Source organism: Shewanella sp. S1-49-MNA-CIBAN-0167, assembly GCF_040310145.1.
Lineage (GTDB): Bacteria > Pseudomonadota > Gammaproteobacteria > Enterobacterales > Shewanellaceae > Shewanella > Shewanella psychromarinicola.
The window spans coordinates 41,937-66,376 of the sequence record NZ_JBEOPO010000016.1 but is presented as its reverse complement, the minus strand read 5'-3'; the positions used below and the strand labels follow the sequence as shown (position 1 = coordinate 66,376).

The following is a 24,440-nucleotide window of genomic DNA, read 5'->3' as shown; positions in this document are numbered from 1 at the left end:
GTTGATAATTTCATCTTTTTCTTCATATTTGTTTTGTATTTACTTAACTTTCATCTTAATGAAGCTACGAAAGTCAGATATTTCTCCCATGTACTCACCGGTTTCATAAAATGTGAGGTAAAGGGCAACTGCGGCCCGCTGTTGGGCAAACCAGCTCTGAATATTGCTTTTGTTTATGATTAACTTATGTTTATTCAAATAGACTTGCCTGAGGAGGTGCTCTACTTACCGTAAGAATGATTTTGACAATTGCGTCATTTTTTTATTCAGATGACTTAGTCTCTTTGTTATCACTGCTGGATCTTCAATGCTTAATGATCTTAACCACACCGCCATATTGATGACAGGTTTCAATATCTATCCCATAGCAAATACATAGCAAATACATGCCACCCATTTTTTGAAGTAACAACATAACCCCTTTCTATTTGAGTTGCGATCACCTTGTATAATTTTCTCTACGAGCAATTCAACGGAACAATCATAGGTGGCTAAATTAAATCCTATTAGTTATACATATTAGTGTGCATGCCCATCTTTTCCCGCTGGTTTCAAGGCTGGAAATTTATGCGTTGCAAATACGGCATGACAACTAGCGCACGACTCATTCATTTCAGAAAAATAAAAATTTATTAGCTCTGGCTTTTTACTTTGTGCGGCATGTTCAAGCATTCCTGCTAAATAATGAAACCGCTGATCTTTTTCAATAAATTCAGGTGGCAATACTGAATGTAGTTCTTTTACTTGGCTTTCTGTTAGGCTTTGTTTCAATATATAACTACTCTTTATTTTCTGTGCCGTAGTTTCTATTTCGCTCCAGTTTCCAGAAATATATGCAGGGATTATAGACATCATTCCACCCTGTAATGCTTTCATTTCTTCAGATAATAGTTTGCGCAAATCAGGAGAAAGCGCCTCTACACCAGAAGCCTTTACGTGTTCTTCATGCTTATGTACATCTTCTGCATAACTCATTGTTGGTAATAGGATAGCCAAGAGTGCGATGCTAATAAAAATTTTCATATGAGTCTCTGTTTAAGTTGATTGTTTAGACACCTTAATAACAGGTTGGGTGGCTAAATTAGATCCGCTAAATTCCCCGGGACTTTCGTTTTGCTCGGGTCTCGGGGTTTTTCGCCGAATGAGTGTAATTGAGCTATTTAGTGCTATTGGCTTCAAAAAGGCTATTTTTCAACAAAAGCTCTCTCAACAACGTAGTCTCCTTGCACTCCTTTTTTAGGACTTTCCTTAAAGCCTTTTTCATCAAGCATGGCACAAGTGTCTTCTAACATGGAAGGACTACCGCACATCATCATTCGATCAAGTTCAGGGTCGAGTTCGGCTATCCCAATATCTGTATATAATTTCCCCGAATTAATTAAATCAGTAATTCGTCCTTGATTTTTATAGGGTTCACGAGTGACACACGGATAGTAGATGAGTTGTTCAGTTATCATTTCACCAAGATATTCATGATTAGGAAGATCTGTTGTTAATATCTCATGGTATGCCAACTCATTGGTATACCTTACGCCATGGAACAAAATAACTTTTTCAAAACGTTCATAGGTTTCAGGATCTTTAATAATACTTAAAAACGGGGCCAGCCCTGTACCTGTGCCAATCAAGAGTAAATTTCTACCGTCTTTTAAATCATCAATAACCAGTGTTCCTGTTGGCTTACTACCAATAATAACTTCATCTCCAATAGCTAAATGTTGTAATTTTGATGTAAAAGCACCACCCTCGACTTTAATACTGAAAAACTCTAAGTATTCTTCATGGTTTGCGCTAGCAAGACTATAGGCTCGCAGGATTGGTTTAGTCTCTTTCTGCGCTAAGCCAATAATGACATATTCCCCATTTCTAAATCGAAGGCCTTGACTACGCGTTGTCTTGAAAGAAAATAATGTATCGTTCCAATGAACGACATCTGTGACTTTTTCGGGGTTGAATTTTTTATTCATGTTTTTCCTGTACATTTTCATAATTAATTTACCTGCGGGATGCAGGTATACATGGCAGATTGTAAGTACGAATGGCCCTCTGCCGCTGCGTAAAACCAAGCTCTTTGGGGATGACACAACTCTTTTGAAAAACACCGGCAGGGAAAAGATCTCATTTAACCGCAAAATGGTGCTTATTTGAATGCTGATCTGGTCAACTAAATTCTAGAGTAAGCATATCTACATTATGCTTCCGAAAGACTATTTATTTAACCCAAAGCCTGTGACCACTATACCATCCACTAGAATCGATTAATTATCACAATACAAGTATGATGAAGATAATTTAACTTAAACCAATGATTTCAATTACATGCCTTTCTTTATTAATGCAGAAGATGTTAAGAATAATTTATCCTGGACAGAACTTTGTAATGTTTTATCTGAAGGCCACAAAGCGCCGCGAGCTGATATGCGCGAAGCCGATGATGCACTATTGGTCAAATCGCGTATATTTGTTGATTCACGAGAAACCGCAATTCATGAGATTGGTGAACTTGCTACGCCGATAAAGAATGGAATAATTACAGAAAATGACGTTATCTCAGACTTCTACCAACTTTGTAATAACGGACAAGGACGCCAAACCGAAGCGAAAATAACGCTGTTCAAAAATGGCGGTGGTGCCCATCTGGATTTAATGACTGCGCTATATATTATGCAAATGACTGGGAAATAATTTACAACATAATCCCCATTCTATTTGAGTTGCGTTCACCTTGTATGATTTTATCGTCGAGCAAATTCAACAGGATGATTTAACCAATTAGCACTCGATGGCCAATTCATCAGTAATATGATCGATTTAACACAGCAGGATAGCTTGATATCAATCAAGCCTAAAGTGACGTTATGGGATTAAAAAGTGAGCGTTTAAGTGCACAGCAAGCGCTGGCAGAGTGTTTCACTCTAGCAGCATCGACTTTAACGACTACATACAGATGATTGCTCCTTGCTTATTAACAAGAATGCATAAGCACATATATGAATAGCGAAGATAGTTGCAAGCTCAAGGATGCGAGAATCAACCCATTCACGCCGATGTTCAAAATTCTCACCTGTTGAATTATCGATACCACACAGAAAGGCTTTACGCACTACACGTGAACAACAGTGATAACTTTCTATATATAGGGAGTAGGCGTATCTTGTAAACTAACAATTGTTTGTCTTGGTCTGGCCATGTTCAATTACCATTTAAAAGGGTAAATAAAGCGTAGGTTGTTGTTCAATATTCAGCCTAAAAAGTTGGGTGGTATTGTTATTTTTTGTTATTTTTTTCAAAAATCTAACGTGTTCAGTACTTTTCCAAAGCACTTCAATAATATTCTGCGACCGTCGGCTTTTGCCGTGCTGCTGTCTTAAGCAAAAACTGACAGAAAATGCAGTTATTTATCGGTTGAATGGTTTTAGCACAATAAAGGTAAATAGAATTGTTAGAAACTAAAGGCATTCCATACTTGAAATAGCCCAATGAATGCCGTTAGATATCTGTTTATCAATGCTTCATAGCGCCGTTAAACTTTAGAAGAAATAATTTTCTGTTTGAACCAAAATAGCGCTAATATCGCAACGACTATTAATAATATACCATTGCTCACAAAAGCCATTTCTTTTGCCCAATACTCATAAATATACCCGCCGGCCAACGGACCCAATGCTGAGCCAGTGCCGCTCGCTCCCTCTTTTATCCCCATTACAGTGCCTCGTAGGTGAGCAGGTGAAATGTCATTAACTAACGCGTCCTCGGCTGGACTAGCCATTGCCCAGCCGATGGAGAACAAAATATACGAAACAGCAATAAAATAAAGAGATTGCCAATAAGGTAAGGCAATAGAAAGACAACCTGCTATTGCAAGGCCGATTGCGATTATTTTTCCTCTTCCCCATTTGTCTGACCACTGACCAGAGTACCGCGGTAATATTGCATGAACTAAGCCCGCGGGGAAAAATACTAATGCCAAAATAATCACATTGATGTCAAATTTGGTTTTCAAAAAAAGTAAGTAAATTGGTTCTATTAATGCGCTCGCAAAAGCAGATAAAAACACGATGAACAAGACCTTAGCTAAATTAGGTGTCCAAGGAACTTTCCTGTTGAAATTATCGTGTGAATTATTCGGAAAAACCGTTGTAGATGTCTCTTTAACCTTCAAAGACAACAGCAATGCCACAACCGACATTAAAGCATAACCTATAAACGCCCACACCCAAGCGGATTGCATAGGAAAAAACCCCAATAAGGTAAATCCATAAGTCGCTCCCACCATACTGCCACGGACCGATGTCGTTGTGAGTATCCCCATGGCGGAACCTGCTGACTTCGCTTTATTTAAATCAGAGGTCATTGTTCTTGCGGACACCCACATGAGCGAGGCGCCTATGCCTTGAAGAAAACGCGCTAAATAGAAATCATAAAGACTATTACTTTGAACAAACAAAAGCATTGCGAGAACATAGAAAAAAAACGCACTAGAGAAGAAAAGGTGGCGCCCGAACCTATCTAAGCAATAACCAACAATAGGTCGAAATAATAACATGGCGCCTGTGAACACAGCGTACATGCCTCCGATCCCTACTGCATCTATGCCAAGATCATCAGCTCTGATGGGTAAACTGAAATTGAGAAAAACGAAAGAAAAAGAGCCAAAGAAAACTGGGTGTAAATAGCTAGGCCGAGGGGCTGCTTGATTCTCTAATGAATTCATAAATGGCCTATTCAGTAAATGCTTCAATCAAACGTCTTATAATTAGATTATTATAGTCAATGTAACTAAAAAACATTATCTGCACAGTTCCGGGTATGATTTTATCATCGAGCAAATTCAACAGAATGATTTAACCAATTAGCACTCGATGGCCAATTCATCAGCAATATGATCGATTTATCGCAGCAGAAAAGCTTGATATCAATCATGTAAAAAGTGGTGTTGTTAGATTAAGACGTTATTGTTTACACAACCAACACAACCAACACAACCAACACAACCAACACAACCAACACAGCCAACACAGCCAGCACTGGCAGCACTGGCAGTTTGCTGCGCCTTGGCGTCGTTTTCGCTCAAGATGCTCACAATATTCGGTTAAGGCAGGTAACGCCTCAACTGCACCTTTGAATAATCAATTACGACAATATAAGCCGACACGAGTAGCGATGAAAGCGTGTTATTCAGCTAATTATTGGGGCAGAGAAATCATCAAACTCGGCATCAAGTTGATTTAATTCCAGCAATCAAAGTTAAGCCATTTGTACAGGGAAATACAAATGATGCATTGGCAATTGCTGAAGCGAGTTCTAGGCTAATATTCATTTTTACCGCCCTAAATCACTTGAGCAGCAAGACATACAACGCCTGCAACGTATACTCGAACGTCATGTAAAACAACGTACTGCTATCAGTAATCAACTCCGTGGTTTTCTCGCTGATGATGGAATTATCATCGAAAAGAAAATTCATAAAATAACAGCAGCGTTACCTGATATTCTTGAGGATGCTGATTAATGAGCGCCGGACTGCACACTTTGCTGCAAAGCGATGGGAGAACAATTTTTAATAGTCACTTTTCCCTGTAACAAGTTGCCCTTGGAATATTCGTTAAAATGGCAGGTATTGGTTTGTGGATCATAATTTTCGATCCACAAATTATCGTCTTTCCAGGTCGCGAGAATATGTTTCTGGCCATCAGGCACAGTAATTGACATCACACCCCCATAATTTTTTACAAAAACTTGCTGAAAATGAAAATAGTAAGCCAGCAAACCAATAAAAAATACAATGGAACACGCAATCATGGCAGATTTCCATTTCTGTTTCTTACCCAATAGAAAGCCTAATCCAGCCATTATCCCTATAACAACAGCCCAGTAAAAATAAGTAATCATCATTAACTCCTCGTGGTGGGTTTAAATTTTTATGCTGGTTTAAAACACGTTAAAATGATGTGTCTAATGAAGCAATGACTTCTCACCCTCATCACTATGCCAGATACTATTTAAGCTAGAACGCCTGCAGTTGATTTTATAAAGAATGACACCTTATAGGCGCGCATTAGTTAATACAATCAACAAAGTCGTTTACACCTTAAATGAGCCTGAATCTAACTGTGCACAAAACACCTGAGACTTGAATAGTCCCATTAAGGTTAACCGATAAATGTCTCGGCTTTGGCATCCTGCGTCGCACTGCCGGCTAAATCCATTTAGTCGTAGTGCCCCTGATATTCTAAAGGATCACGAAAGCGTCAGGCAGCATTCTTTATTTTAAAACAATACGCAATAAGATAGCCAATATGTGTTTGCATGCTTTTATTGCTAAGAACACGATGATTTGACCGCTTACCGACATACGAAGTAGATGAATTTGTTGATTGATTTGAATTTGACTGCACAAGCAGCCAAATACTTTCTACCCGTAAAATGGTTCGCCTATTGACTGGAGGAAGGCTCATAGGTGTTAGGCATCTTCAAGACTTACACCGAACTGATCCCTGTCTGCGATCTAAAAATATCAGCTTTTAGTGAATGAAGTAAATGCGTGTTTACTTCATTTAGTGCTGATTTCTAGGGGATGGCTGCAAAACCCCTATCAGCAAAACTGAGCCAATTATCATCAAGACATTTATTTTCGCTTTGCAATCAATAGCGCCGCCAAAATCAATAGTGATCCGATGGCAAGCCTGACAAGTTCTTCTGGTGTTCCTCGCTTAGCTTCACCAAAAATAAACAAGGAGGCAAACATAGCCAGTGGCACTACCGCATTGTTAAAGACGCCTAATACTCCGACGCTTGTTTGGGTTGCGCCTTTATTCCAAAGGAAGAAACCAAGCCCTGATGCAATGACTCCCATATAAACTAAAACGAACCACTGCATTGGTGTTGCGCTTAAAGGAATGGGTGGCTGCTGAGAAATCACCAGCGTAACAATGGTGGTAAAAGCGGCTGCACCTAAAAACAAAAAGCCAAATACAGAGCTGTCGCTAATATGTGGTCTATCTAGCTTCCAATCTCGATAATAAATTTGCCCAAAAGCAAAAGCGATATTGGCTATTTGCATAAGGCCAAATCCTAACCAAATTTCGCTTGAGTCTATATCGCCCATTTTTATAATTGCGGCGCCACAAATTGAAAGCATAGTGGCCAATACATACCATGGGGTAAAACACCGCTGTCGAAGATCGTTAATAATAACGATATAAAGTGGTGTAAAAACGCTAAATAGCGCAACCAGATGGGATGGTATATAACGAAAAGCAGAAAGATAGCAGGTGTACATTACCCCGTATTGAAGTGCGCCAAGCAGTATGAGCTGCCATTTTTCTTGCCCGTTTGTGTTGCGTCGTTTTATAAAGGGAAGAAAAACAATAAGCGCCAGTAATAGGCGCGTATCGGCTATTTGAAGTGGGTCAATACCTTTGAGCGTATTGCCAATAAGACCAAAGGAAAAAGCCCAAATCAAGGTAGTGATAACTAGATAAATCATTAAAATCTCTAATATTTAATGTCAATTGATTCAATAGCTATTTGTAATAGTTAACTATCTACACGATTTGTATTTATTATATGTTGTCTGTTTTTCAAGTGCTACAGAGTAACGATTTTACCCCAGTCAAAAAGTGGGGCCGATATAGATTACTTCAGACAAGGTTACCAGTTGTAAGCAGCACTAATAGTGTATTGTTCCCCTCGCCCAGGAGTTCCAGGTACCTCTTCAAATGATTCCCCCCAAAGATTGTCTGCTGCAAGCATGATATCCAGACCGTTAAACTGCGAAGGAGACATTTTTAACGTGAGGTGGGTGAATAAAGCATCATCGTCACCGTTTCGTAGAATATTTTCTTCTTGTTTACGCCACTCGTTATCAACACGGACTTCCACTATGTCGGTAGGTCGCCAAATAACACCTAAGGTTACTCGATGATCAGGGTAGTTCATTGCATAAAAGCTAGCATCAATATCCGTAGCACCATAATTTTCCGATTTATCAAGGAAGGTATAGCTGGTAATTATTTCTGCATTATCTAAACGTTTTACCGCAAGTAACTCTACACCTAGCGTATTTATATCGACCGGATTTGCTGAACGAGCAGAGGTTGAACTCAAGCTATAGGTCCAATCGGCTAAATCATCATCTTGTCGATAAAAAATAGCCGAATCAAGGCGCCAGGTTTCTCGGTCTAATGCCAGCCCTAATTCAATATTTTTAGTGGTTTCTCGCTCAAGATCATAGTTACTTCTAAATAGCCCACCGCTGTCACTCCCACCTATAGCGGTATAACCTGCCACTTGACTGGCTTCTGCATAAGAGAGATAAAGTGTTTGCGAGGTATCGTCAGCATTTATTGTATTCCAGGTTACATCACCAATAAGGGAGGCTTGTGAATCGTCCCGGTTAGTATCATCAAAAGCAGCGCCGAGACGAAAAGTTAACTGTTGATCATCTTGTAGAGACATTCGGTATTCAGGTAATACACTGAGTTTGTAATACTCACGCGAAGTAAAGTTATTTTCAAGCGTGGTTGATTCAATACTGTCTGTTATAAACTGGCTTGAGTAATTGAGGGCAAACGATGCTGTTTGTGCATGGCGCCCTGAAAGTGCTATTGATGTAACATCGGTTTCATGAAAGGCTTGAAATACATCAGGATTTTCGCGCGAAAAAACGTAATGGTCGGTGTTACGACGATTGTAAGCGGACATTTCAAATGTGCTGTCTCGTGAATAATGCTGTTTATGATTAAGCAATAATAGTCGCGTTTTGAGGTCTTCAGTTTCATTAACATTAAATGGCGTGTACATATTTGGCCAGCCAAAGAATTTTTCTTGAGAACCAAAAAATAGATCTGTCTGTGATGATGACCCAACTAACTGAATACGACCAGAGGCGCGTTGAAAATCATGGTCGCCATTCTCTATCGTACCGTCACTTTCAGAGCGAGAATATTCACCTTCAAAACCGATAGTCCAATCGGTAGAGTCAGCGAGTGCCATACTCACACCGCTGTGAACCCGTTGAAGAGTAAAGTTGTTATTACCTGCGCCAATAGAAGCACTACCTGCCGTATTTATGAGTGTCCAGTCGCGGGAAACTGTGCCTACCGAGCTGTTAACACCGAAAAGCGCATTATCTGCGCCAGTAAGTACCTTAGCGTTAGATAACATTTCCTGAGCAATCGGAATTTCGGCAAAGTAATGTCCCGTTTGCGGATCCAATAACGTCGCGCTGCCGACCCTAAAGCCAGTATTTTCGAAAATACCACCCCGAATCGTCACATCAGCTTGAGCTTCTGCCATATTGCGCGACTGTAGATCAACGCGCGGATCATATTCTAGATTTGAAACTGGCGAACCAAAAGTGCCTACAGGTTTAGTATTAGCCGTGGTTGAGCCCTGAACCGTAATTTTCTCAATATCTGTACTTACATCATTAGCATCGTCGGCTGCCGATGAAACAGACGATAGGCTAAATAACAAAGCGGACAAAGCAATTTGTACAACTCGAATCATGTTAATGTTCTCTATTTACACTGTTTGAACTATCTGTAAAAACGCTTATTTTCACTTCCCCTGCCCCCCAATCATATGACCAAGTAACAGAAAAAGTCATTGCTCATCTTTGTGCTACACAGCAATGGGGTTAACGAATTGGAACAACCAAACGAAATATCGTAAGATAGGTTTCAGTTGAAAGCGATTGATCGATACGTTAATCGATACGTTAATCAATAGTGTATCTTAGCGGGTAAAATATTACACATGATAACTATTCTCAACTGATAATAATTTATCACTGAACACATAACAAACAGATCAATAACGGTCTACTTGCTATTACAGTAATCAATAGAATAACTCATAAAACTGAATTCATTTTTTATAAAGACCTAATATGAAAATACAACCAGATAATAAGATTGCTTACAACGAGCGAGAAATAATTTATTTTGCCGGCGGTTGTCTTTGGGGCGTGCAGGAATTTATGACGTACTTGCCAGGCATTTTTGCAACACAGGCAGGTCGAGCCAATGGCTTAACCGATACCACCCAGAGCAATTATGATGGCTATGCAGAGTGTGTAAAAGTGACCTTCTGCCCAAGCACAGTTAATGTTAATGAGCTTATCGGTTACTTTTTTGAAATTATTGATCCTTACAGCATCAATAAGCAAGGCGAGGATGTGGGAAAAAAATACCGCAGCGGAATATACAGTAAACACGCTAGTCACCTCGAGACTGCTATTGAGTATATTAGTCACCGTGACGATGCAGATAAGATTGTCGTTGAAATTTTGCCGTTGCTCAACTATGTAAAAAGCGATGAAGAACACCAACAAAGATTAACTCGGTTTCCAAATGATTATTGTCATATTCCTAAGAAGATATTACATAAATACAAGTAGGGTGAACATTGGCTTCAGAAACGATAACAAGCGAACGCGGCGCTCACGGATAAAGCGGTCTAGCTCCTAAGCCCCTTCGCTTGATATCGCTCTTACGTTTGATATCGCTCTTACGTTTGATATCGCTCTTACGTTTGATATCGCTCTTACGTTTGATATCGCTCGTCACCTAGCATCTAAGCTTTTCTTTTATAGAATCTAGCCGCGTAGCGTTCTAGCAGCGAAGCGATCTAGCAGCGAAGCGATCTAGGTTTTAGGAATAGTGATATTAACAAAGGCGTCAGCATGCTAAATATCTGGAGTCGTTTCATTCCCTCGGGCATACTTTACTTTAATTAACGTTAATTCGACGAGAAACACTATGACGCAAGACAATAAAAACACTAGCGACCAGATTAATCGTCGTAGTAAAAACATTACCGAAGGACCGACACGCGCGCCAAATCGTTCGATGTATTACGCTATGGGTTACCAAGCCGAAGACTTCAATAAACCCATGGTTGGTGTCGCCAACGGACACAGCACTATCACTCCGTGCAACAGTGGCCTGCAAAAGTTAGCCGATGCCGCAATCGCAGGTATTGAAGAAGCGGGTGGTAACGCCCAAGTTTTTGGCACCCCGACCATTTCAGATGGTATGGCCATGGGCACCGAGGGCATGAAGTATTCATTGATCAGCCGCGAAGTGATCTCTGACTGTATTGAAACCTGCGTACAGGGTCAGTGGATGGACGGCGTAATAGTTATTGGTGGTTGTGATAAAAATATGCCTGGCGGCCTAATGGGTATGCTGCGTGCCAACGTGCCTTCTATCTATGTGTATGGCGGCACCGTACTACCCGGGCATTATAAGGGTAAAGCACTCAATATCGTCAGTGTTTTCGAAGCCGTGGGTGAACATGCCGCGGGGAAAATGAGCGACGAGGACTTATTGCAAATTGAGCGCCGGGCCGTTCCAAGCACAGGTAGCTGCGGTGGTATGTACACCGCGAATACCATGTCGAGCTCATTTGAAGCCTTAGGTATTTCTCTGCCTTATTCATCAACTATGGCTAATCCCCATGACGAGAAAGTGGATTCCGCCAAAGAGTCTGCCAAGGTACTGATTGAAGCAATAAGGCAAAATATCAAACCGCGCGATATTGTTACCCGTAAATCGATTGAAAACGCGGTGGCGGTCATCATGGCCACGGGTGGCTCGACTAATGCCGTGCTGCACTTTTTAGCTATCGCCCATGCGGCTGAAGTGGAATGGACGATTGACGACTTTGAGCGAGTGCGCCAAAAGACACCCGTACTGTGCAACCTCAAACCTAGTGGAGAATACTTGGCTGTGGATCTGCACCAAGCCGGTGGGATCCCGCAGGTCATGAAAATATTATTGTCCGCAGGCCTACTGCATGGCGACTGTTTAACCATCACCGGTCAGAACATTGCAGAAGTACTGAAAGACGTGCCCGATGTGCCACGTGCCGATCAGGATGTGATCCGTCCGCTCAGCAACCCAATGTACCAGCAGGGCCACCTGGCCATTCTTAAGGGTAATTTGTCACCCGAAGGCTGTGTGGCCAAAATCACCGGCCTAAAAAATCCGGTAATGACTGGCCCTGCCCGGGTGTTCAACGATGAACAAACCGCTCTGGCTGCCATATTGGCGGGAAAAATAAACGCGGGTGACGTTATGGTATTGCGCTACCTAGGACCTAAAGGTGGCCCCGGGATGCCAGAAATGCTTGCACCTACAGGTGCATTAGTTGGTGCAGGTTTAGGTGAAAGCGTTGGCTTAATCACCGACGGTCGCTTTTCCGGTGGTACCTGGGGGATGGTAGTCGGACATGTGGCACCTGAAGCGGCCGCAGGGGGGAATATCGCGTTCATTCATGAAAACGACTCCATCACGATTGATGCTAAACAGTTGCTACTGCAACTGAACATCAGCGATGAGGAGCTTTTTGAGCGTAAAAAAAGCTGGCAAGCGCCAATGCCACGTTACAACCGAGGAGTGCAAGCAAAGTTTGCTTTTAACGCTTCTAGCGCCAGTAAAGGTGCCGTACTCGATGACTTTTAAGCATGACGTTCTTTAGTGCATCATAAAGCCCTATGCAGCATTTTCTGCTTGGGCTTTTTTACAATCTTTTACATCGATCCTAAGACAACAATATGGCTGGAAATATCAGCCGCCGAAATAAGACATCGCCACTTTTTTGTTTGTTAGGGTTTCTTCTGTACCAAGTTCAAAATAGCGGATTCGTTAGTAGATTAACCTCATCCCTGAGGTCACAGATTAGTCATTTCAACACAGTGCTAGGCTTCGGGCTAAACACCCGACGCGCAAGCCGAGAAACGATGGTCTTCGTTGTTATAAGTTGTTGATTAAGCGTCACTAGATTTTCAACTTATTGCATCGAATCGCATCATTTATCGCCTTACTAATGCTTATATATTGTCTTTAATGAATACTTTTTATAACCCTTGATCCTTGGCCATTTGCATCGCGATTTGTGGTGCATTCCAAAGAGAAGGCAGCAATATGATCGATACAGGGACCGCGGTGATAATAATGAAGGATTGCAGCGCAGATATCCCCCCAGAACCAAGGGAAATCAAAATTAATGCTGTGACCCCCATCATGACACCCCAAAATATACGGATCATTGCATTGGGTTCTGTTTCACCACTGATGACGACACTGATGGTATAAGTCATCGAATCACCGGTGGTGACGATAAAAATAGTCGTCAATACTAAGAATAAAATCGAGATCACCGTCGGAAAAGGCAATTGTGATGTTACTGCCAGTAATGCACCGGGCAAGTTAAAACCTTCAAACGCGCCACTCACGCTGCCAGGATTGGCAATTTCAAATGCCAAGCCAGAGCCACCAACAACCGTAAACCAAAAACAGGTTACCAAGGGCGCAATAATGCTAGTCGTCGAGATGAGTTGACGAAGACTTCTGCCACGAGAAATTCGCGCAATAAAAATTGCCATCATTGGGCTATAACCAACGAACCATCCCCAAAAGAAGACTGTCCATCCGCTTAACCAACTTTCATCACCTCTAAATGTCGCCATCGGAATGAAGTTATTAAGCAGACTACCCACCCCTTGGATATAACCATTAATAATAAAGTTTGTTGGACCAAAAATGAGAATATAAAGCATTAAAGCAGAGGCGAGGATCACATTATAACGACTCAATGTTTGCATGCCTCGATTCAAACCACTTAACGCCGATAAGGTATACAAGGCAATGGCAAATAAGATAATGATTAATTGTGTCGTAAAACCATCAGGAATTTCAAACAGCGCATTTAATGCGTAACTAACCTGTAACCCAAGGAAACCAATAGGACCGATGGTGCCAGCGGCAACACCGATAATGCAGCAGGCATCAATCAATGCACCAGTATGGCCTTTCAGCGCTCGCTCACCAAGAACAGGATAAAGAAGGATCCTTGGTTTTAGCGGTAAACCTTTATCATAATGTAGATGCATCACCACAATAGCCGTTAAGCTACCGACGATAGCCCACGCGAGGAAGCCCCAATGCATAAAGGATTGCGATAATGCATTAACAGCAACTTGCTGAATATCTCCTGATGCGCCATACAAAGGCGGAGGACTAACAAAATGGGCTATAGGCTCTGCAGCAGCCCAAAAAACACCACCACCGGCAAGTAGCGTACAAAATATAATAGCCATCCAACGAAAGGTACCCATTTCAGGTTTAGCAATCCCACCTAAAATAACATTCCCAGTACGACCTGCAGCTAACGCTAGACTAATTAAAAAGGTCAGTAATAATAATACTTGCCAATAAGGGCCGAACACATTTACCGACCACGAAAAACCAGTATTGACCAAACTGGCTAACAGTTCACTGTCGAATAAAGCCAGTAAAACAAACAAGCAGATAAATCCACCACTATACCAAAAGGCTGGATTGCTTAAGGCCAATTTTTCCGCTGTAGAGCTCTTCTCTACTGAGCGGGGGGCCGAACGAGGATCGCATACATTACTGCTAGTTGCAGCTAACGAAGTCGTTATATCAGCCACTTTAAAGCTGTCCGTTAAATCAGTCATCTCTGACTCCAAAAGTTTTTTGCTACTAAAAGATTTTTGCCACTACTAGTACCTAGTACCAAAAAAAACGACAGAGACTATCAGCCTATATTTTTAAAATCAACCCTAACTAGGTTGTGAGCTTTCTTCGGAAGATCTTTTTCCTCGCGAGTTTAGGGTCAGCTAAAGCGATTTAAATTGTATCTTACGATTTTATCAAGGCAGAACATTGACTTACTGCAACTTGTACCTTGCTAAGTACTCAATGAAAAGATAAACAGTGAAATGATTAAATGTAATTAACTTACAGTTCAGTTCGCTAAGTCCAACTTGAGCAGAATATTTAATCGCGGCAATCTCAATTAAGCATAATAAATATCCCGTTTAAGCACTTTTTATTCTGCTGGTTATCAACTTTAGTGGGTGATTATTTATAGAATAAATTTTTCAGCGCTGTAAACCTTGCTGCCCATTCTTCTGGTCACTATCTCAATATGAGCTCGGCGATTATATGAGTCTTGCCATTGTTACTAAGCTCACTTTGTAGTGGTTAAGTAATGCTCGCCGATTTTTTAGACTCATGGTTGTAAATTGATTGAGATAGAAACTAGTCCCATTCATTACAGATGTCAGTTTATGGCAAATTGATATGAGGATATTGTTAATGGCTAGTTACTCTACATTGCTTTGGAGCTTTAATGAGTGAGATAAATACCCTAAGTTAATGAGTAACTTAATTGATCTTAATCTCAGTATCAATCGTAAGGATGGTATTGATAATAAAAATGACCCTTTAACAAGGTCAGTAAAAATTTAACATATTCATAGTTCCAGCATTCAGGCAATAACGGCGACGCTTACTAGTTGCATGTTTTGTTTTTGTGCCGGCGTCTGATGCTGACCACCATGGTATGAAAGGCCATTGTTGATATAGCCGCTGACAATGATTGTTTAACAATGTTGTCGTAACAGGCAAAGCGGGTTAACTTGTCGATACGCTATGAAATGTGGATGATAACGTGGTATTAAAAGACGAGGTAAAGGTATATATTTTGTAGGTGATTTATCTTTTAGACAAAACACCTTTACAAGCGCCCTTTTAAATTCGATGGTATTTCCATGTTCAAAGTCAGATGTTGGATCACCTCATTATTTAAAGGGTAAGCCGTAAACAATGGAACTAGAAGCATTAGACCAGAGCCTTTTATTTGACTTTACACTATATTCAGTCAGTCTAAATATTAAATAAAAAAATTATTTTTAGGGAACAACACCATGTACATGATAGTTAAACATACCCATTTGACCATAATTGCGCTTACGTTTATCTTTTTCATCATTAACTTTGTGTTGACGATGAAAGGGTCTGACAAGGTTAATAATAAACTACTGAAGATTGGCCCACATATTTTATATACTCTGTTTATCTTCACCTTTATCTATCTGGTTGCCGTTAATCCACTAAAATTGTACCCCTTCGTAAATGGGTGGGCATCATCTAAATTAGGTGGTTTCGTACTCTATGTACTGTCTATTACCTTTGCGCTTAAGTGGGCTAAGTCAAATTTGTGGCGTATTGTAGGCTTAATTAGTGCAATATTTTGGTTCGTCATGAGTGCACGACTTGGTTTTGCCGATCATCTTAAAGTCAAAGGTATAAGCGAAGATACTAATGCTTATATTGAGTTAGGACAGTCTATGTTAACAGCGATTTGCTAGGCTATTTCAATTGAAGTGGTTAAGTAATGTTAACCACGATTTGATAAAATAAGCACTGACTCGCTCGATCTTTATGTCATTCGATAGCTTTTTGTCACTGGCAAAAGAGAGTCATTCACGCTGAGGCAAAAGCGCTCTAGGGAAGATGAATGGTTGATAGTCCTAGAGAGCAGTAAATCTATGATTAACTTCTTGATAAGTGTAATTTACTCTGCAAATTCCAAAAATGATTTAGCATAAATAGCCTTATCGTACCATTCTGGTTTTTCAGAGCAGAAAATTTTGTCTTGGGGGGCTATATCAGGGTTAGCATCTAAGCACCCTGCAGGCACAACTAAAGCTTTACCTGAACCAGAAAGGTAAGGTACTCCACATCCACACTCAGTACAAAACGCTTTCGATATAGAACGACCAGCAACATCAAAACGTTTAACTAATTCGAAACCACTCAACCATGTAATATTATCAGGGTGTGTGAATAAATTTGATGCATGAGCACTGCCGGTTGTCTTTTGGCATTGTCTGCAATAACAAAAGTGAAATTTATCGAAATTATTATTCGTTTCGAAAGTAACTTTCCCGCATAAGCAACTACCTGTAATTTTTGACATTAAACTCCCTCCGTAACTGATTGCATTTAATGCTTCAATACGGGATGTGAGTTTTTTCGCGTCACAGCCCATCTTGTTAGGTGCATATAATTGATGTGTTATATGACTATTTGATATTAGCTTTCATCTTTAACAAACTTTTGGGTTAACATTTTGCCTTTACCCCCTTCTGCATTGGACCATAACATTGTTATCTGACCCGCTTATCGTTATATCTACATCCACTTTCAAGACCATCAGCAAATGATGACTCTCTGCTCATTAACAAGAGTGCATAGGCACAAATATCAATAGCAAAAATGATAGCGAGTTCAAAAATTTGAGGACCAATCCATTTCATCGGTTGTTCACGTTTCCAACTGTATTGGCGTCTACCCGCACATGAAAACGGGGCTAACGACGCAGTGCAGCAGTGGCAACTTCCCATATACAGGGGAAGGTATCTCTTCTAAGCACAATTGTTGGTATAGGTCGGGTCATCACTCATTACCGCAAAATACACTTAACAAAATACGAGTGTTTAAATCATTGCCACAGATCTTAGATGGTCCTGTTTACGCAATATGCGCGCCCGATAGGGACCAAACGGACGCAATTGGTCTGGTCGCCGCGGTCGAGCTTCCATGTCGGCTGCCTGTTTGCGCCATTGCGCCACCGCGATCAGGATTTATCGTCAGCTTCCACATCGGCCTCGCGTTCAGCCTCGGCCTTTTCGGCGGCCCAAGCACCTGCTGCCTCCACCGCCACAAATGACGCGGTGGGCAGTACACCAAGATAGCTTTCGGTTTCGTCCACTGGGGTGACCGCGCGCTGCGTCATGCGGTAAAGCGCATAAAACGCGATAGCACAGAAGGTCGCGCCAAGCACCAGCCAGAATCCGTAGGGGCCAAGCCCTTGCATCGCCAAGCCAGTAACCAGTGGGCCTAAGATCGCGCCCAGTCCGAAGGTGAAAACTAACCCCCCGGAGGCCGCTGGCATATCTTCGGTCGAAAGAGAATCGTTAGCGTGGGCCAGTAACAAGGCATAGAGCGGCATTGCCACACCGCCAGCGAAGAAGGCGGACACCATCAAGGGCCACAGACCGCCGCTAGTGAGCCAACCCAATGCGCAAGATGCCGCGCCGAGAGAGGCTGCTCCGAAAATCAACTTACGCCGATCCATCTGGTCCGAAAGCCAGCCGATGGGATATTGCAATACCAAAGCCCCGGAGAACAGCATCGCGATGAACAGCGCTATCTGTGTCGCCGTGAGCCCTATCTGAGTGCCGAAAACCGCGCCCATACCCGTTTGCGTCGCGAAGGCGCTGCCAAGCAAAAATATCCCGACGGTGCCGAGCGGCGAGCCGGTGTAAAGGTCACGCAAAGGCATAGGACGGACAACTTCGACAACTGGGACCGGGGTGGCGGAAAGCAGGATTGGCGCAAAGGAGATCGAAACGAGAATCGAGGCACACATAAACAGCACTGAGGTCCCGGCATCGCCTAACGTCAGCAGGCCCTGTGCGCCGATGATACCCAGCGTCTGCGCGATCATATAAGCCGACAGCACCTTGCCGCGCGTCTCATTGGTGGCAGCGTTGTTCAGCCAACTCTCGGCAGTGACATAGATACCCGACATGCAAATGCCCAAGAGCAGTCGCAGCACAGTCCAAGCCCAAGGTTCGGTCAGCAACGGAAAGGCGATCAGCCCCGCCGACATAAAGCTGCCAAGCGCCGCGAAGACGCGCACATGCCCCACCCGTTTGATCATCAGTGGAGAAAGGCGCGCGCCCGACAGAAAGCCCATGAAATAGCTCGAGGTGACGATGGCCAGTTCAGCAGACGAAAACCCCTCAATCCCGCCGCGCAGGCCGATAAGGGTAAAATGCATGCCGTTGCCGAGCATGATGAACACGATGCCGAGTAAAAGGGGCCAGACCCTGAACAACACTTTAATCATGAAACCTCCTTTCGCGCCCTGTTGATTTTTTGTGCAGCCTGCGGCTTTGCCGCGTCCAACTGCATGCGTTTGTTATTTGAGCCGATAATTGCCATTGAAAGTTCAAATCCAGATGGTTTTGTGCGCAGCTGTGAAGATAAAGCTTGATTAGCCATTGAAAAGGAATGCCTTTGTCGTCAGCCATTTCGTTAGAATAGGCTATAGTCTCTTTATCAAGCCTGATTGTGATTTATTCGTTTAATGTCTGTGTATAGGGATGGCTGGACAGAATTTGAAAAGTCATATTGTTTACCCATGGCGAAATTCCTCGAATATTTACGTTCGAATTTTTCTGGTTTTCGAGCAGATATTATTCGAATTGATTCATCTGTTTTCACTTAAAGGCAAACCACAAGCAATGTTAACGCTATGCCGATTCCAAGAGGGATGAATATATCTTCCTCATCACAATGGTCGGAGTCTTTAATCAATCGAGCATGTGGATCAAAAAACTGTTTGTGTTCCCTAAAAAAATGCCGTGTCACTTCCAAATTGAAGACTCTTTAGCTCGGTCCACTCAATCGTATATCTTACATGCGTGCATTATAATTATTACATAATTATAAACAAGCGGCTTCTAACCATATCATTTTCTGTTATATCACGGCTCGCCATGCTGATATGGATTTTACGACATAAGCAAGTGCCCTATGCTCGTAATAGGCTGCGCACTAAGGTGCAAACCATCTCATCCTGTTATCGCTACTTTACAAGCTCGATCTGGCCAAGGGTATTTAACCCGACGGGATGAGCCGCAAGATAGCAGATTAACTACGTCCTTAAATATTGGCGTGATCTCAGGTTTTAGGAGTGACTTCTATTTTGGCACGAATAGGCCTATCTATTAGCCAGTTTGCGTTTAGGGATTATGCATTATTATGATCCAGTCTTATCGTTTCAAATCAATTAATGATCCACCCTTATGGTTTCGGGTTTTATCATTCGGTTTACAACTTTTGCCTAATCTGTTGATTTCCGACACAGGCGGTTCCAGCCTTAACGTTGCAATAACATGTGAATGATATGCCATTTAGGCCGTTTGCATGTTAAGCACGAACAATATTTTCTTTATTAGCTTCTCTTAAAACCAATCCCCTTCACTTTGGCGTCAGTAATTGTCCCATATACTTCACTTATACTTATTGGATAAACATAAGTCTCTTATTATGTGATTGATTACCGTTAATTTTAAAATACTTCACGAGCATGTCCTTACTAGAATATATCCCTTCACTATCTCGATCAGACATATCACTTGCTACGATATAATTGTCAATTTCACTAATTATTTTGCCATACTGATTCTTCGATGATGATCACACAACGCCACAATTATCAATATTCGCCATGTTGCTAATACTTTGATTAGCGGTGCGAGTAAAATGTCCGCTGCAGCAAGGGGTTAGTTTTAAATGGCAAAAAGAAGAGTGCTAAAATAGCGTTTCGATTTACAACCCATTTTATAAGCAATGGAATTGAGATACTTAATAAAAATGCTAAGATAGCCAGTGATGTCAAAAATATTATATTATCTGCTGTACTTTTAGAAGTATAACCATATGCATAACTATACGCATTGTATTCAATCCATTTGTGAAATATGAGAATATATAGACTAGAGCTCCCTAGTGCCAACGGTATACGCATTAAGGCTTTATTTTTTGCAATAAACCATGAAACACTCAGTATAAAGTAAATGCCGCATGCGGCCCCTAACGTCGCTAAAGTAGGTACTTTATATAGTCGCTTATTTAAGTCGGTGTGCGCTTCTGAAAACGATATAATACATATAAAAATAATTATAGATAAAATAAATAGATAAGTATTTGGAGAAAAGTTAATAATCTTATCTTTAAGTAAGAAACCCGATATAAAGTATACCGATGTTATCAATATGATATCGATTGAAAATGGTAGTTCTGGCAATTTGATGAGCGAGTTAAAGATCGTTAAATCACTATCGCTAACCATACCAATTAATAATGAACCAGAAAATAAAAATATCAGTAATAAAATAGACTTGTTATAGTAAGATAAGGCGTTAAACCGAGTAAAGCGAAAAATAAAATAACTAAAGCAATATACTGAAAATAAGTGAGTTAGAAACCATAATGGCACCCATCTTATGGTGTTGCCATTTCCATAAAAAATACCTTTTAGCTGGGATATAAGATTATCATCTTGAGAAATAACACTGAAGAAAAAAAGCATAAAAAGCACAGAAAAGTATGGTTTGAGCAGCGCTTCTGCTTTTTTAAAAATAAACGCTTTAGGAGAAATTGAATAAGAAAAAAACACCCCAGATAAAAAGAAAAACAGTGGCAACCGAAACAAAGCCATTGGTTCAATTATTTCTGGAAAAAAAGACTTCAAATTACTGTGAAAAATAGCCACTAAAGTAATTGATATACCTTTTGCTACATCAATATAAATAGTGCGATTTATCATATCTACCTCAGAAAGCAATCGAACACCATGTAAGCGGAAGATAATCGGTGACTATAATCTTTGATCTATAAAGCTATAGCCAACTGTTATTCTTCGTTTGATTGCAACCACATCTACTTTTCGCTCAACATGGTTTTGAACCATTTATGCTTAAGCCTATTAAGGGAATTACACTAAATCCATTTAGGCTAAATTATTCAGTCAAAATTCTAAACTACAACATTAAAGTTAGCACAAAAAACAATTCAAGCAAATGCCAGAAATTTTAACTAAAAAGCACATTTTTAAAAAAATACCGATAACAAGTAGCAACAACTACCGTTTTAGTCTTTATGCATTGCGCAGTTTTCAAACCTACACTCTACTTTGACATTAGAGTAAACACTTGTTTTTAATTGTTATTTATGTTTTATAAAAGTATAAGCGCGTACTATTTATCTAATATTACTGCGAACATCATCAAAAATTAATAATAGTATATCCGTACCATTTTATTGTGAGCTCTTATGATGACCAAAAGTCCGTTTCTAAATCAAATGAGACAAGAAATGCATATGCGGGAATATCGCATTAGAACTGAAAAAGCCTACTTTTATTGTAAAATCTGCAGCAAATGCACCACCGACAGCTGTGCTGCTGATATAACAAATTAAATACCGGCAAGGTAGGGAAATGCTATCGACAACACCGATAAAATAAACATCTACAAAGGATGTAAAGCCTTTATTATATGGCTACAATTAATCTTTTTTGTTTTATCATCGGCTCAGCGTCAAGCTCAATCGAGACAATATTAGCGTCAATAATCTGCTTTTCAGAACAACAATTTCTGCCTTTATGCTTTGACTCGTAAAGCGCCCTATCGGCAGTTTCCATCAGTACCCTCGGATTGCATCCTCGATGCGGAATGATCGAGCTTACCCCAAAGCTTGCAGTAACCCAGGGATTACCAGATGCTTTACTGTGAGGGATTTTAAGCGCTTCAATGGTTTTTCGAATACGCTCTGCAACTAGCATCGCACCATTTGAGTCTGTTTCCGGCAGAATAACGGCAAACTCTTCTCCTCCGATACGCGCTATTTTGTCCAGATGCCTAAGATCCATCCCTTTCAGCGTACTCGCCACGCTAAGTAGGCAATTATCGCCTTGCTGGTGACCAAAAGTATCGTTAAACATTTTAAAACAATCGATATCCATCATGATCACCGCCATTGCGGTTGCAGATCGGGATGCTCTTTGCCACTCATCAGAGAAAATCTCATCAAATTTCCTTCTGTTAACCAGTCCTGTAAGACCATCTAGTGTTGATAGCATTAGCAGTTGTTGGTTAGTTTCTTCAAGCTGTTGCTGTAATTCTTCCAGCTCGGCTAGCTTATGATCGAATTCTATGTTTTTTTGGTGCAGTGCATGTTTTTGTTCATATAACTGAAGAAAAACGCTGATTTTACTGCTGAAGATGTCGGCATTAAGGGGTTTAACTAGGTAATCAACGGCTCCGGATTGGTAGCCTTTAAATATGTTTGCGTCAGCACTTGATTCTGCAGTAATAAAGATAATCGGGATATTCCGGGTTTTCTTATTCCCTCGCATCAATTCAGCAACTTCATAACCATCCATCGTCGGCATCCTTACATCTAGCAGTACCAGAGCAAAGTCATTGTCGAGTGTATGGGCTAGCGCTTGTTCTCCAGAAGTTGCTCTGATAAGTGTTACGTTAAACTCAGAGAGAAGATGATCTAATGTAATCAGATTTTCTATCCGGTCATCTACAATCAAAATTTTAGGGGGTGCTAGCATAGTTAACATTCACATATAGTATTTAAAAAGTGACCTATATCTTTCAGAGAAAGAATATGGTCTGCATTGGCAGCCTCTATTGCTGCTTGTGGCATAGTCTTTACTTCGGCGCTGTCTAAAGACTGAACAACCGTTAACCCACCCCGTTGTTTTATTTTTTTTAGCCCTGCCGCGCCATCTGAATTTGCGCCGCTAAGGATAATGCCAATTAACTCGTTGCCAAAGTAATCAGCTGCACTCTCAAACAGCACATCAATGGAAGGGCGAGAGTAGTTAACCGGGGGATCGATTGAAAGTGCGGTACAACCATCAAACCCAACAAGAAGATGATAATTAGACGGCGCAATATATAAGCTCCCGCGTTTAATCGGATCTTTATCTTCCGCTTCTTTGACAGCCAAAGCCGTTTTAGCTGCAAAGTGAGTGGCTAAGTGACTCTCAACATGCGGGCTGATATGTTGCGCTAATAATATCGGTATGCAGAAAGTTGATTTTAGTTCAGCAAGTATTGCGCCTACAGCCGCTAATCCGCCGGCTGACGCACCAATAACCACGGCTCTATAATGTATATTATTACAGCTCATGGCTTATCTCCCGCGTTTTTTTCGATAGATTTTTTCTGGTTCTGAAACCAATTCGAACTTATCAGCTATGTCTGCAAATCTAAGGCTCTCTTTTGAGCCTAAGCATAAAAATCCGCCAGGTATTAGGCTATCATAAAATAGATTAAAGACTCGGTTTTGTAACTCTCGGGTAAAATAGATAAGAACATTGCGGCAAAAAATAACGTGCATCTCACCAAAAGCACCATCGGTTGCCAGATTATGAGGAGTAAAAAGTACTTTATCTTTCAGTACATTTTTCATGATCACATGATCATAATCTGCCGTGTAATAATCCGAAAATGAGGCGCTACCATTAGCAGCCTGATAGTTAGCGCTATACTGGCGAATTAAATCCATTGGGTAGATCCCTTTTTTCGCCTTTTCTAAAATGGACTCATTAAAATCGGTCGCATACACCTGCGCCCGCTCTTTCAAAGACTCCTCGTGTAAAATAATTCCCATCGAATAGACTTCCTGTCCCGCAGAGCAACCAGCATGCCAAATTTTTAAAAAGGGGTAAGTGTGTAGATGTGGGATCACCAGTTCCCTTACTTTTTTATAGAACCAGGGATCACGAAACATTTCAGTGACATTGATGGACAGATCCAATAAGAGTTGTTCAAAAAAATTAGCATCATGAATCACTTTATGCTGCATTTCTGCGTAATTTTTTATTCCTTCTATGCCGCAACGATACTCCAACCTTCTCTTGGTGTGAGCAAGAGAATACTCTCTAAAGTCATAACCATATTTTATATAAATGGCTTCGAGCAGAAGCTGAATTTCCAGCTGTTCATTTGTTATATCATTCAT

19 protein-coding genes and 1 pseudogene are annotated in these 24,440 nt (G+C 41.0%); 4 read left to right on the top strand and 16 right to left on the bottom strand.

From position 1 onward, the window contains the following. Positions 1-519 precede the first annotated feature (519 nt). Together AAEZ00_RS09420 and AAEZ00_RS09415 are read right to left on the bottom strand one after the other, a co-directional pair. Positions 520-1,023 (bottom strand): hypothetical protein, encoded by a 504-nt coding sequence (locus AAEZ00_RS09420; protein ID WP_351088600.1) that lies wholly within the window; start codon positions 1,021-1,023, stop codon positions 520-522. Positions 1,024-1,184: 161 nt separating this feature from the next. Further along, on the bottom strand, positions 1,185-1,967 hold the full coding sequence (locus AAEZ00_RS09415; protein WP_351088599.1) for a ferredoxin--NADP reductase: 783 nt from the start codon (positions 1,965-1,967) through the stop codon (positions 1,185-1,187). Between the two features lie 352 nt (positions 1,968-2,319). On the opposite strand from AAEZ00_RS09415, the gene AAEZ00_RS09410 reads away from it, so the two are divergent. After that, positions 2,320-2,685: a hypothetical protein gene (locus AAEZ00_RS09410; RefSeq protein ID WP_351088598.1), complete on the top strand. Its 366-nt coding sequence runs from the start codon at positions 2,320-2,322 to the stop codon at positions 2,683-2,685. Between the two features lie 838 nt (positions 2,686-3,523). Here the strand turns inward: AAEZ00_RS09410 and AAEZ00_RS09405 are convergent. From AAEZ00_RS09405 to AAEZ00_RS09385, 6 genes and pseudogenes are all read right to left on the bottom strand, one after another. After that, positions 3,524-4,714, bottom strand: a complete 1,191-nt coding sequence (locus AAEZ00_RS09405; protein WP_351088597.1) for an MFS transporter — start codon at positions 4,712-4,714, stop codon at positions 3,524-3,526. 225 nt (positions 4,715-4,939) lie between these two features. Then, entirely contained in the window at positions 4,940-5,074 is a 135-nt protein-coding gene (locus AAEZ00_RS09400) for a hypothetical protein (RefSeq protein WP_351088596.1), read from the bottom strand. Next, positions 5,040-5,129, bottom strand: a pseudogene (locus AAEZ00_RS22415) (transposase); the annotation flags it as partial. The gene AAEZ00_RS09400 and the pseudogene AAEZ00_RS22415, both read right to left, overlap by 35 nt. A gap of 379 nt (positions 5,130-5,508) precedes the next feature. Beyond that, positions 5,509-5,895: a hypothetical protein gene (locus tag AAEZ00_RS09395; RefSeq protein ID WP_351088595.1), complete on the bottom strand. Its 387-nt coding sequence runs from the start codon at positions 5,893-5,895 to the stop codon at positions 5,509-5,511. Positions 5,896-6,628: 733 nt separating this feature from the next. Continuing rightward, entirely contained in the window at positions 6,629-7,489 is an 861-nt protein-coding gene (locus tag AAEZ00_RS09390) for an EamA family transporter (RefSeq protein WP_351088594.1), read from the bottom strand. A gap of 164 nt (positions 7,490-7,653) precedes the next feature. Next, on the bottom strand, positions 7,654-9,513 hold the full coding sequence (locus AAEZ00_RS09385) for a TonB-dependent receptor plug domain-containing protein (protein ID WP_351088593.1): 1,860 nt from the start codon (positions 9,511-9,513) through the stop codon (positions 7,654-7,656). A 382-nt stretch (positions 9,514-9,895) separates the two neighbouring features. On the opposite strand from AAEZ00_RS09385, the gene AAEZ00_RS09380 reads away from it, so the two are divergent. Further along, positions 9,896-10,405: a peptide-methionine (S)-S-oxide reductase gene (locus AAEZ00_RS09380; protein WP_351077853.1), complete on the top strand. Its 510-nt coding sequence runs from the start codon at positions 9,896-9,898 to the stop codon at positions 10,403-10,405. Between the two features lie 361 nt (positions 10,406-10,766). Then, complete coding sequence (ilvD, locus tag AAEZ00_RS09375) at positions 10,767-12,473, top strand: dihydroxy-acid dehydratase (protein ID WP_351077850.1); 1,707 nt, start codon at positions 10,767-10,769, stop codon at positions 12,471-12,473. A 395-nt stretch (positions 12,474-12,868) separates the two neighbouring features. Here the strand turns inward: ilvD and AAEZ00_RS09370 are convergent, their stop codons facing one another. Further along, positions 12,869-14,491, bottom strand: coding sequence for a BCCT family transporter (locus AAEZ00_RS09370; RefSeq protein ID WP_101031504.1), 1,623 nt, complete (start codon positions 14,489-14,491; stop codon positions 12,869-12,871). A gap of 1,254 nt (positions 14,492-15,745) precedes the next feature. Here AAEZ00_RS09370 and AAEZ00_RS09365 point away from each other — a divergent pair. After that, on the top strand, positions 15,746-16,189 hold the full coding sequence (locus tag AAEZ00_RS09365; RefSeq protein ID WP_101031506.1) for a SirB2 family protein: 444 nt from the start codon (positions 15,746-15,748) through the stop codon (positions 16,187-16,189). 206 nt (positions 16,190-16,395) lie between these two features. Here AAEZ00_RS09365 and AAEZ00_RS09360 read toward each other — a convergent pair whose 3' ends face one another. From AAEZ00_RS09360 to AAEZ00_RS09330, 7 genes are all read right to left on the bottom strand, one after another. Next, positions 16,396-16,800: a GFA family protein gene (locus AAEZ00_RS09360; RefSeq protein WP_335687705.1), complete on the bottom strand. Its 405-nt coding sequence runs from the start codon at positions 16,798-16,800 to the stop codon at positions 16,396-16,398. A gap of 660 nt (positions 16,801-17,460) precedes the next feature. Then, entirely contained in the window at positions 17,461-18,738 is a 1,278-nt protein-coding gene (locus tag AAEZ00_RS09355; protein ID WP_351088592.1) for an MFS transporter, read from the bottom strand. Then, positions 18,735-18,893 carry a hypothetical protein gene (locus tag AAEZ00_RS09350; protein ID WP_164839479.1) on the bottom strand — a complete coding sequence of 53 codons (159 nt, stop codon included), beginning with the start codon at positions 18,891-18,893 and terminating at the stop codon, positions 18,735-18,737. The genes AAEZ00_RS09355 and AAEZ00_RS09350 overlap by 4 nt, the downstream gene beginning before the upstream one ends. Positions 18,894-20,142: 1,249 nt before the next feature. Next, positions 20,143-21,243 carry an acyltransferase family protein gene (locus AAEZ00_RS09345; protein ID WP_351077746.1) on the bottom strand — a complete coding sequence of 367 codons (1,101 nt, stop codon included), beginning with the start codon at positions 21,241-21,243 and terminating at the stop codon, positions 20,143-20,145. Between the two features lie 708 nt (positions 21,244-21,951). Then, positions 21,952-23,022 (bottom strand): diguanylate cyclase domain-containing protein, encoded by a 1,071-nt coding sequence (locus tag AAEZ00_RS09340; protein ID WP_124013750.1) that lies wholly within the window; start codon positions 23,020-23,022, stop codon positions 21,952-21,954. Between the two features lie 2 nt (positions 23,023-23,024). Continuing rightward, positions 23,025-23,606: a chemotaxis protein CheB gene (locus tag AAEZ00_RS09335; RefSeq protein ID WP_124013730.1), complete on the bottom strand. Its 582-nt coding sequence runs from the start codon at positions 23,604-23,606 to the stop codon at positions 23,025-23,027. A gap of 3 nt (positions 23,607-23,609) precedes the next feature. After that, a complete protein-coding gene (locus AAEZ00_RS09330) occupies positions 23,610-24,440 on the bottom strand; it encodes a CheR family methyltransferase (protein WP_124013731.1) in 831 nt (276 codons plus the stop codon).

Excerpts from the sequence above, each read along its gene's own strand:
- AAEZ00_RS09420 (WP_351088600.1), bottom strand. The coding sequence starts at position 1,023 with ATGAAAATTTTTATTAGCATCGCACTCTTGGCTATCCTATTACCAACA.
- AAEZ00_RS09415 (WP_351088599.1), bottom strand. The coding sequence starts at position 1,967 with ATGAATAAAAAATTCAACCCCGAAAAAGTCACAGATGTCGTTCATTGG.
- AAEZ00_RS09410 (WP_351088598.1), top strand. The coding sequence starts at position 2,320 with ATGCCTTTCTTTATTAATGCAGAAGATGTTAAGAATAATTTATCCTGG.
- AAEZ00_RS09405 (WP_351088597.1), bottom strand. The coding sequence starts at position 4,714 with ATGAATTCATTAGAGAATCAAGCAGCCCCTCGGCCTAGCTATTTACAC.
- AAEZ00_RS09395 (WP_351088595.1), bottom strand. The coding sequence starts at position 5,895 with ATGATGATTACTTATTTTTACTGGGCTGTTGTTATAGGGATAATGGCT.
- AAEZ00_RS09390 (WP_351088594.1), bottom strand. The coding sequence starts at position 7,489 with ATGATTTATCTAGTTATCACTACCTTGATTTGGGCTTTTTCCTTTGGT.
- AAEZ00_RS09385 (WP_351088593.1), bottom strand. The coding sequence starts at position 9,513 with ATGATTCGAGTTGTACAAATTGCTTTGTCCGCTTTGTTATTTAGCCTA.
- AAEZ00_RS09380 (WP_351077853.1), top strand. The coding sequence starts at position 9,896 with ATGAAAATACAACCAGATAATAAGATTGCTTACAACGAGCGAGAAATA.
- ilvD (WP_351077850.1), top strand. The coding sequence starts at position 10,767 with ATGACGCAAGACAATAAAAACACTAGCGACCAGATTAATCGTCGTAGT.
- AAEZ00_RS09370 (WP_101031504.1), bottom strand. The coding sequence starts at position 14,491 with ATGACTGATTTAACGGACAGCTTTAAAGTGGCTGATATAACGACTTCG.
- AAEZ00_RS09365 (WP_101031506.1), top strand. The coding sequence starts at position 15,746 with ATGTACATGATAGTTAAACATACCCATTTGACCATAATTGCGCTTACG.
- AAEZ00_RS09360 (WP_335687705.1), bottom strand. The coding sequence starts at position 16,800 with ATGTCAAAAATTACAGGTAGTTGCTTATGCGGGAAAGTTACTTTCGAA.
- AAEZ00_RS09355 (WP_351088592.1), bottom strand. The coding sequence starts at position 18,738 with ATGATTAAAGTGTTGTTCAGGGTCTGGCCCCTTTTACTCGGCATCGTG.
- AAEZ00_RS09350 (WP_164839479.1), bottom strand. The coding sequence starts at position 18,893 with ATGGCTAATCAAGCTTTATCTTCACAGCTGCGCACAAAACCATCTGGA.
- AAEZ00_RS09340 (WP_124013750.1), bottom strand. The coding sequence starts at position 23,022 with ATGCTAGCACCCCCTAAAATTTTGATTGTAGATGACCGGATAGAAAAT.
- AAEZ00_RS09335 (WP_124013730.1), bottom strand. The coding sequence starts at position 23,606 with ATGAGCTGTAATAATATACATTATAGAGCCGTGGTTATTGGTGCGTCA.
- AAEZ00_RS09330 (WP_124013731.1), bottom strand. The coding sequence starts at position 24,440 with ATGAATGATATAACAAATGAACAGCTGGAAATTCAGCTTCTGCTCGAA.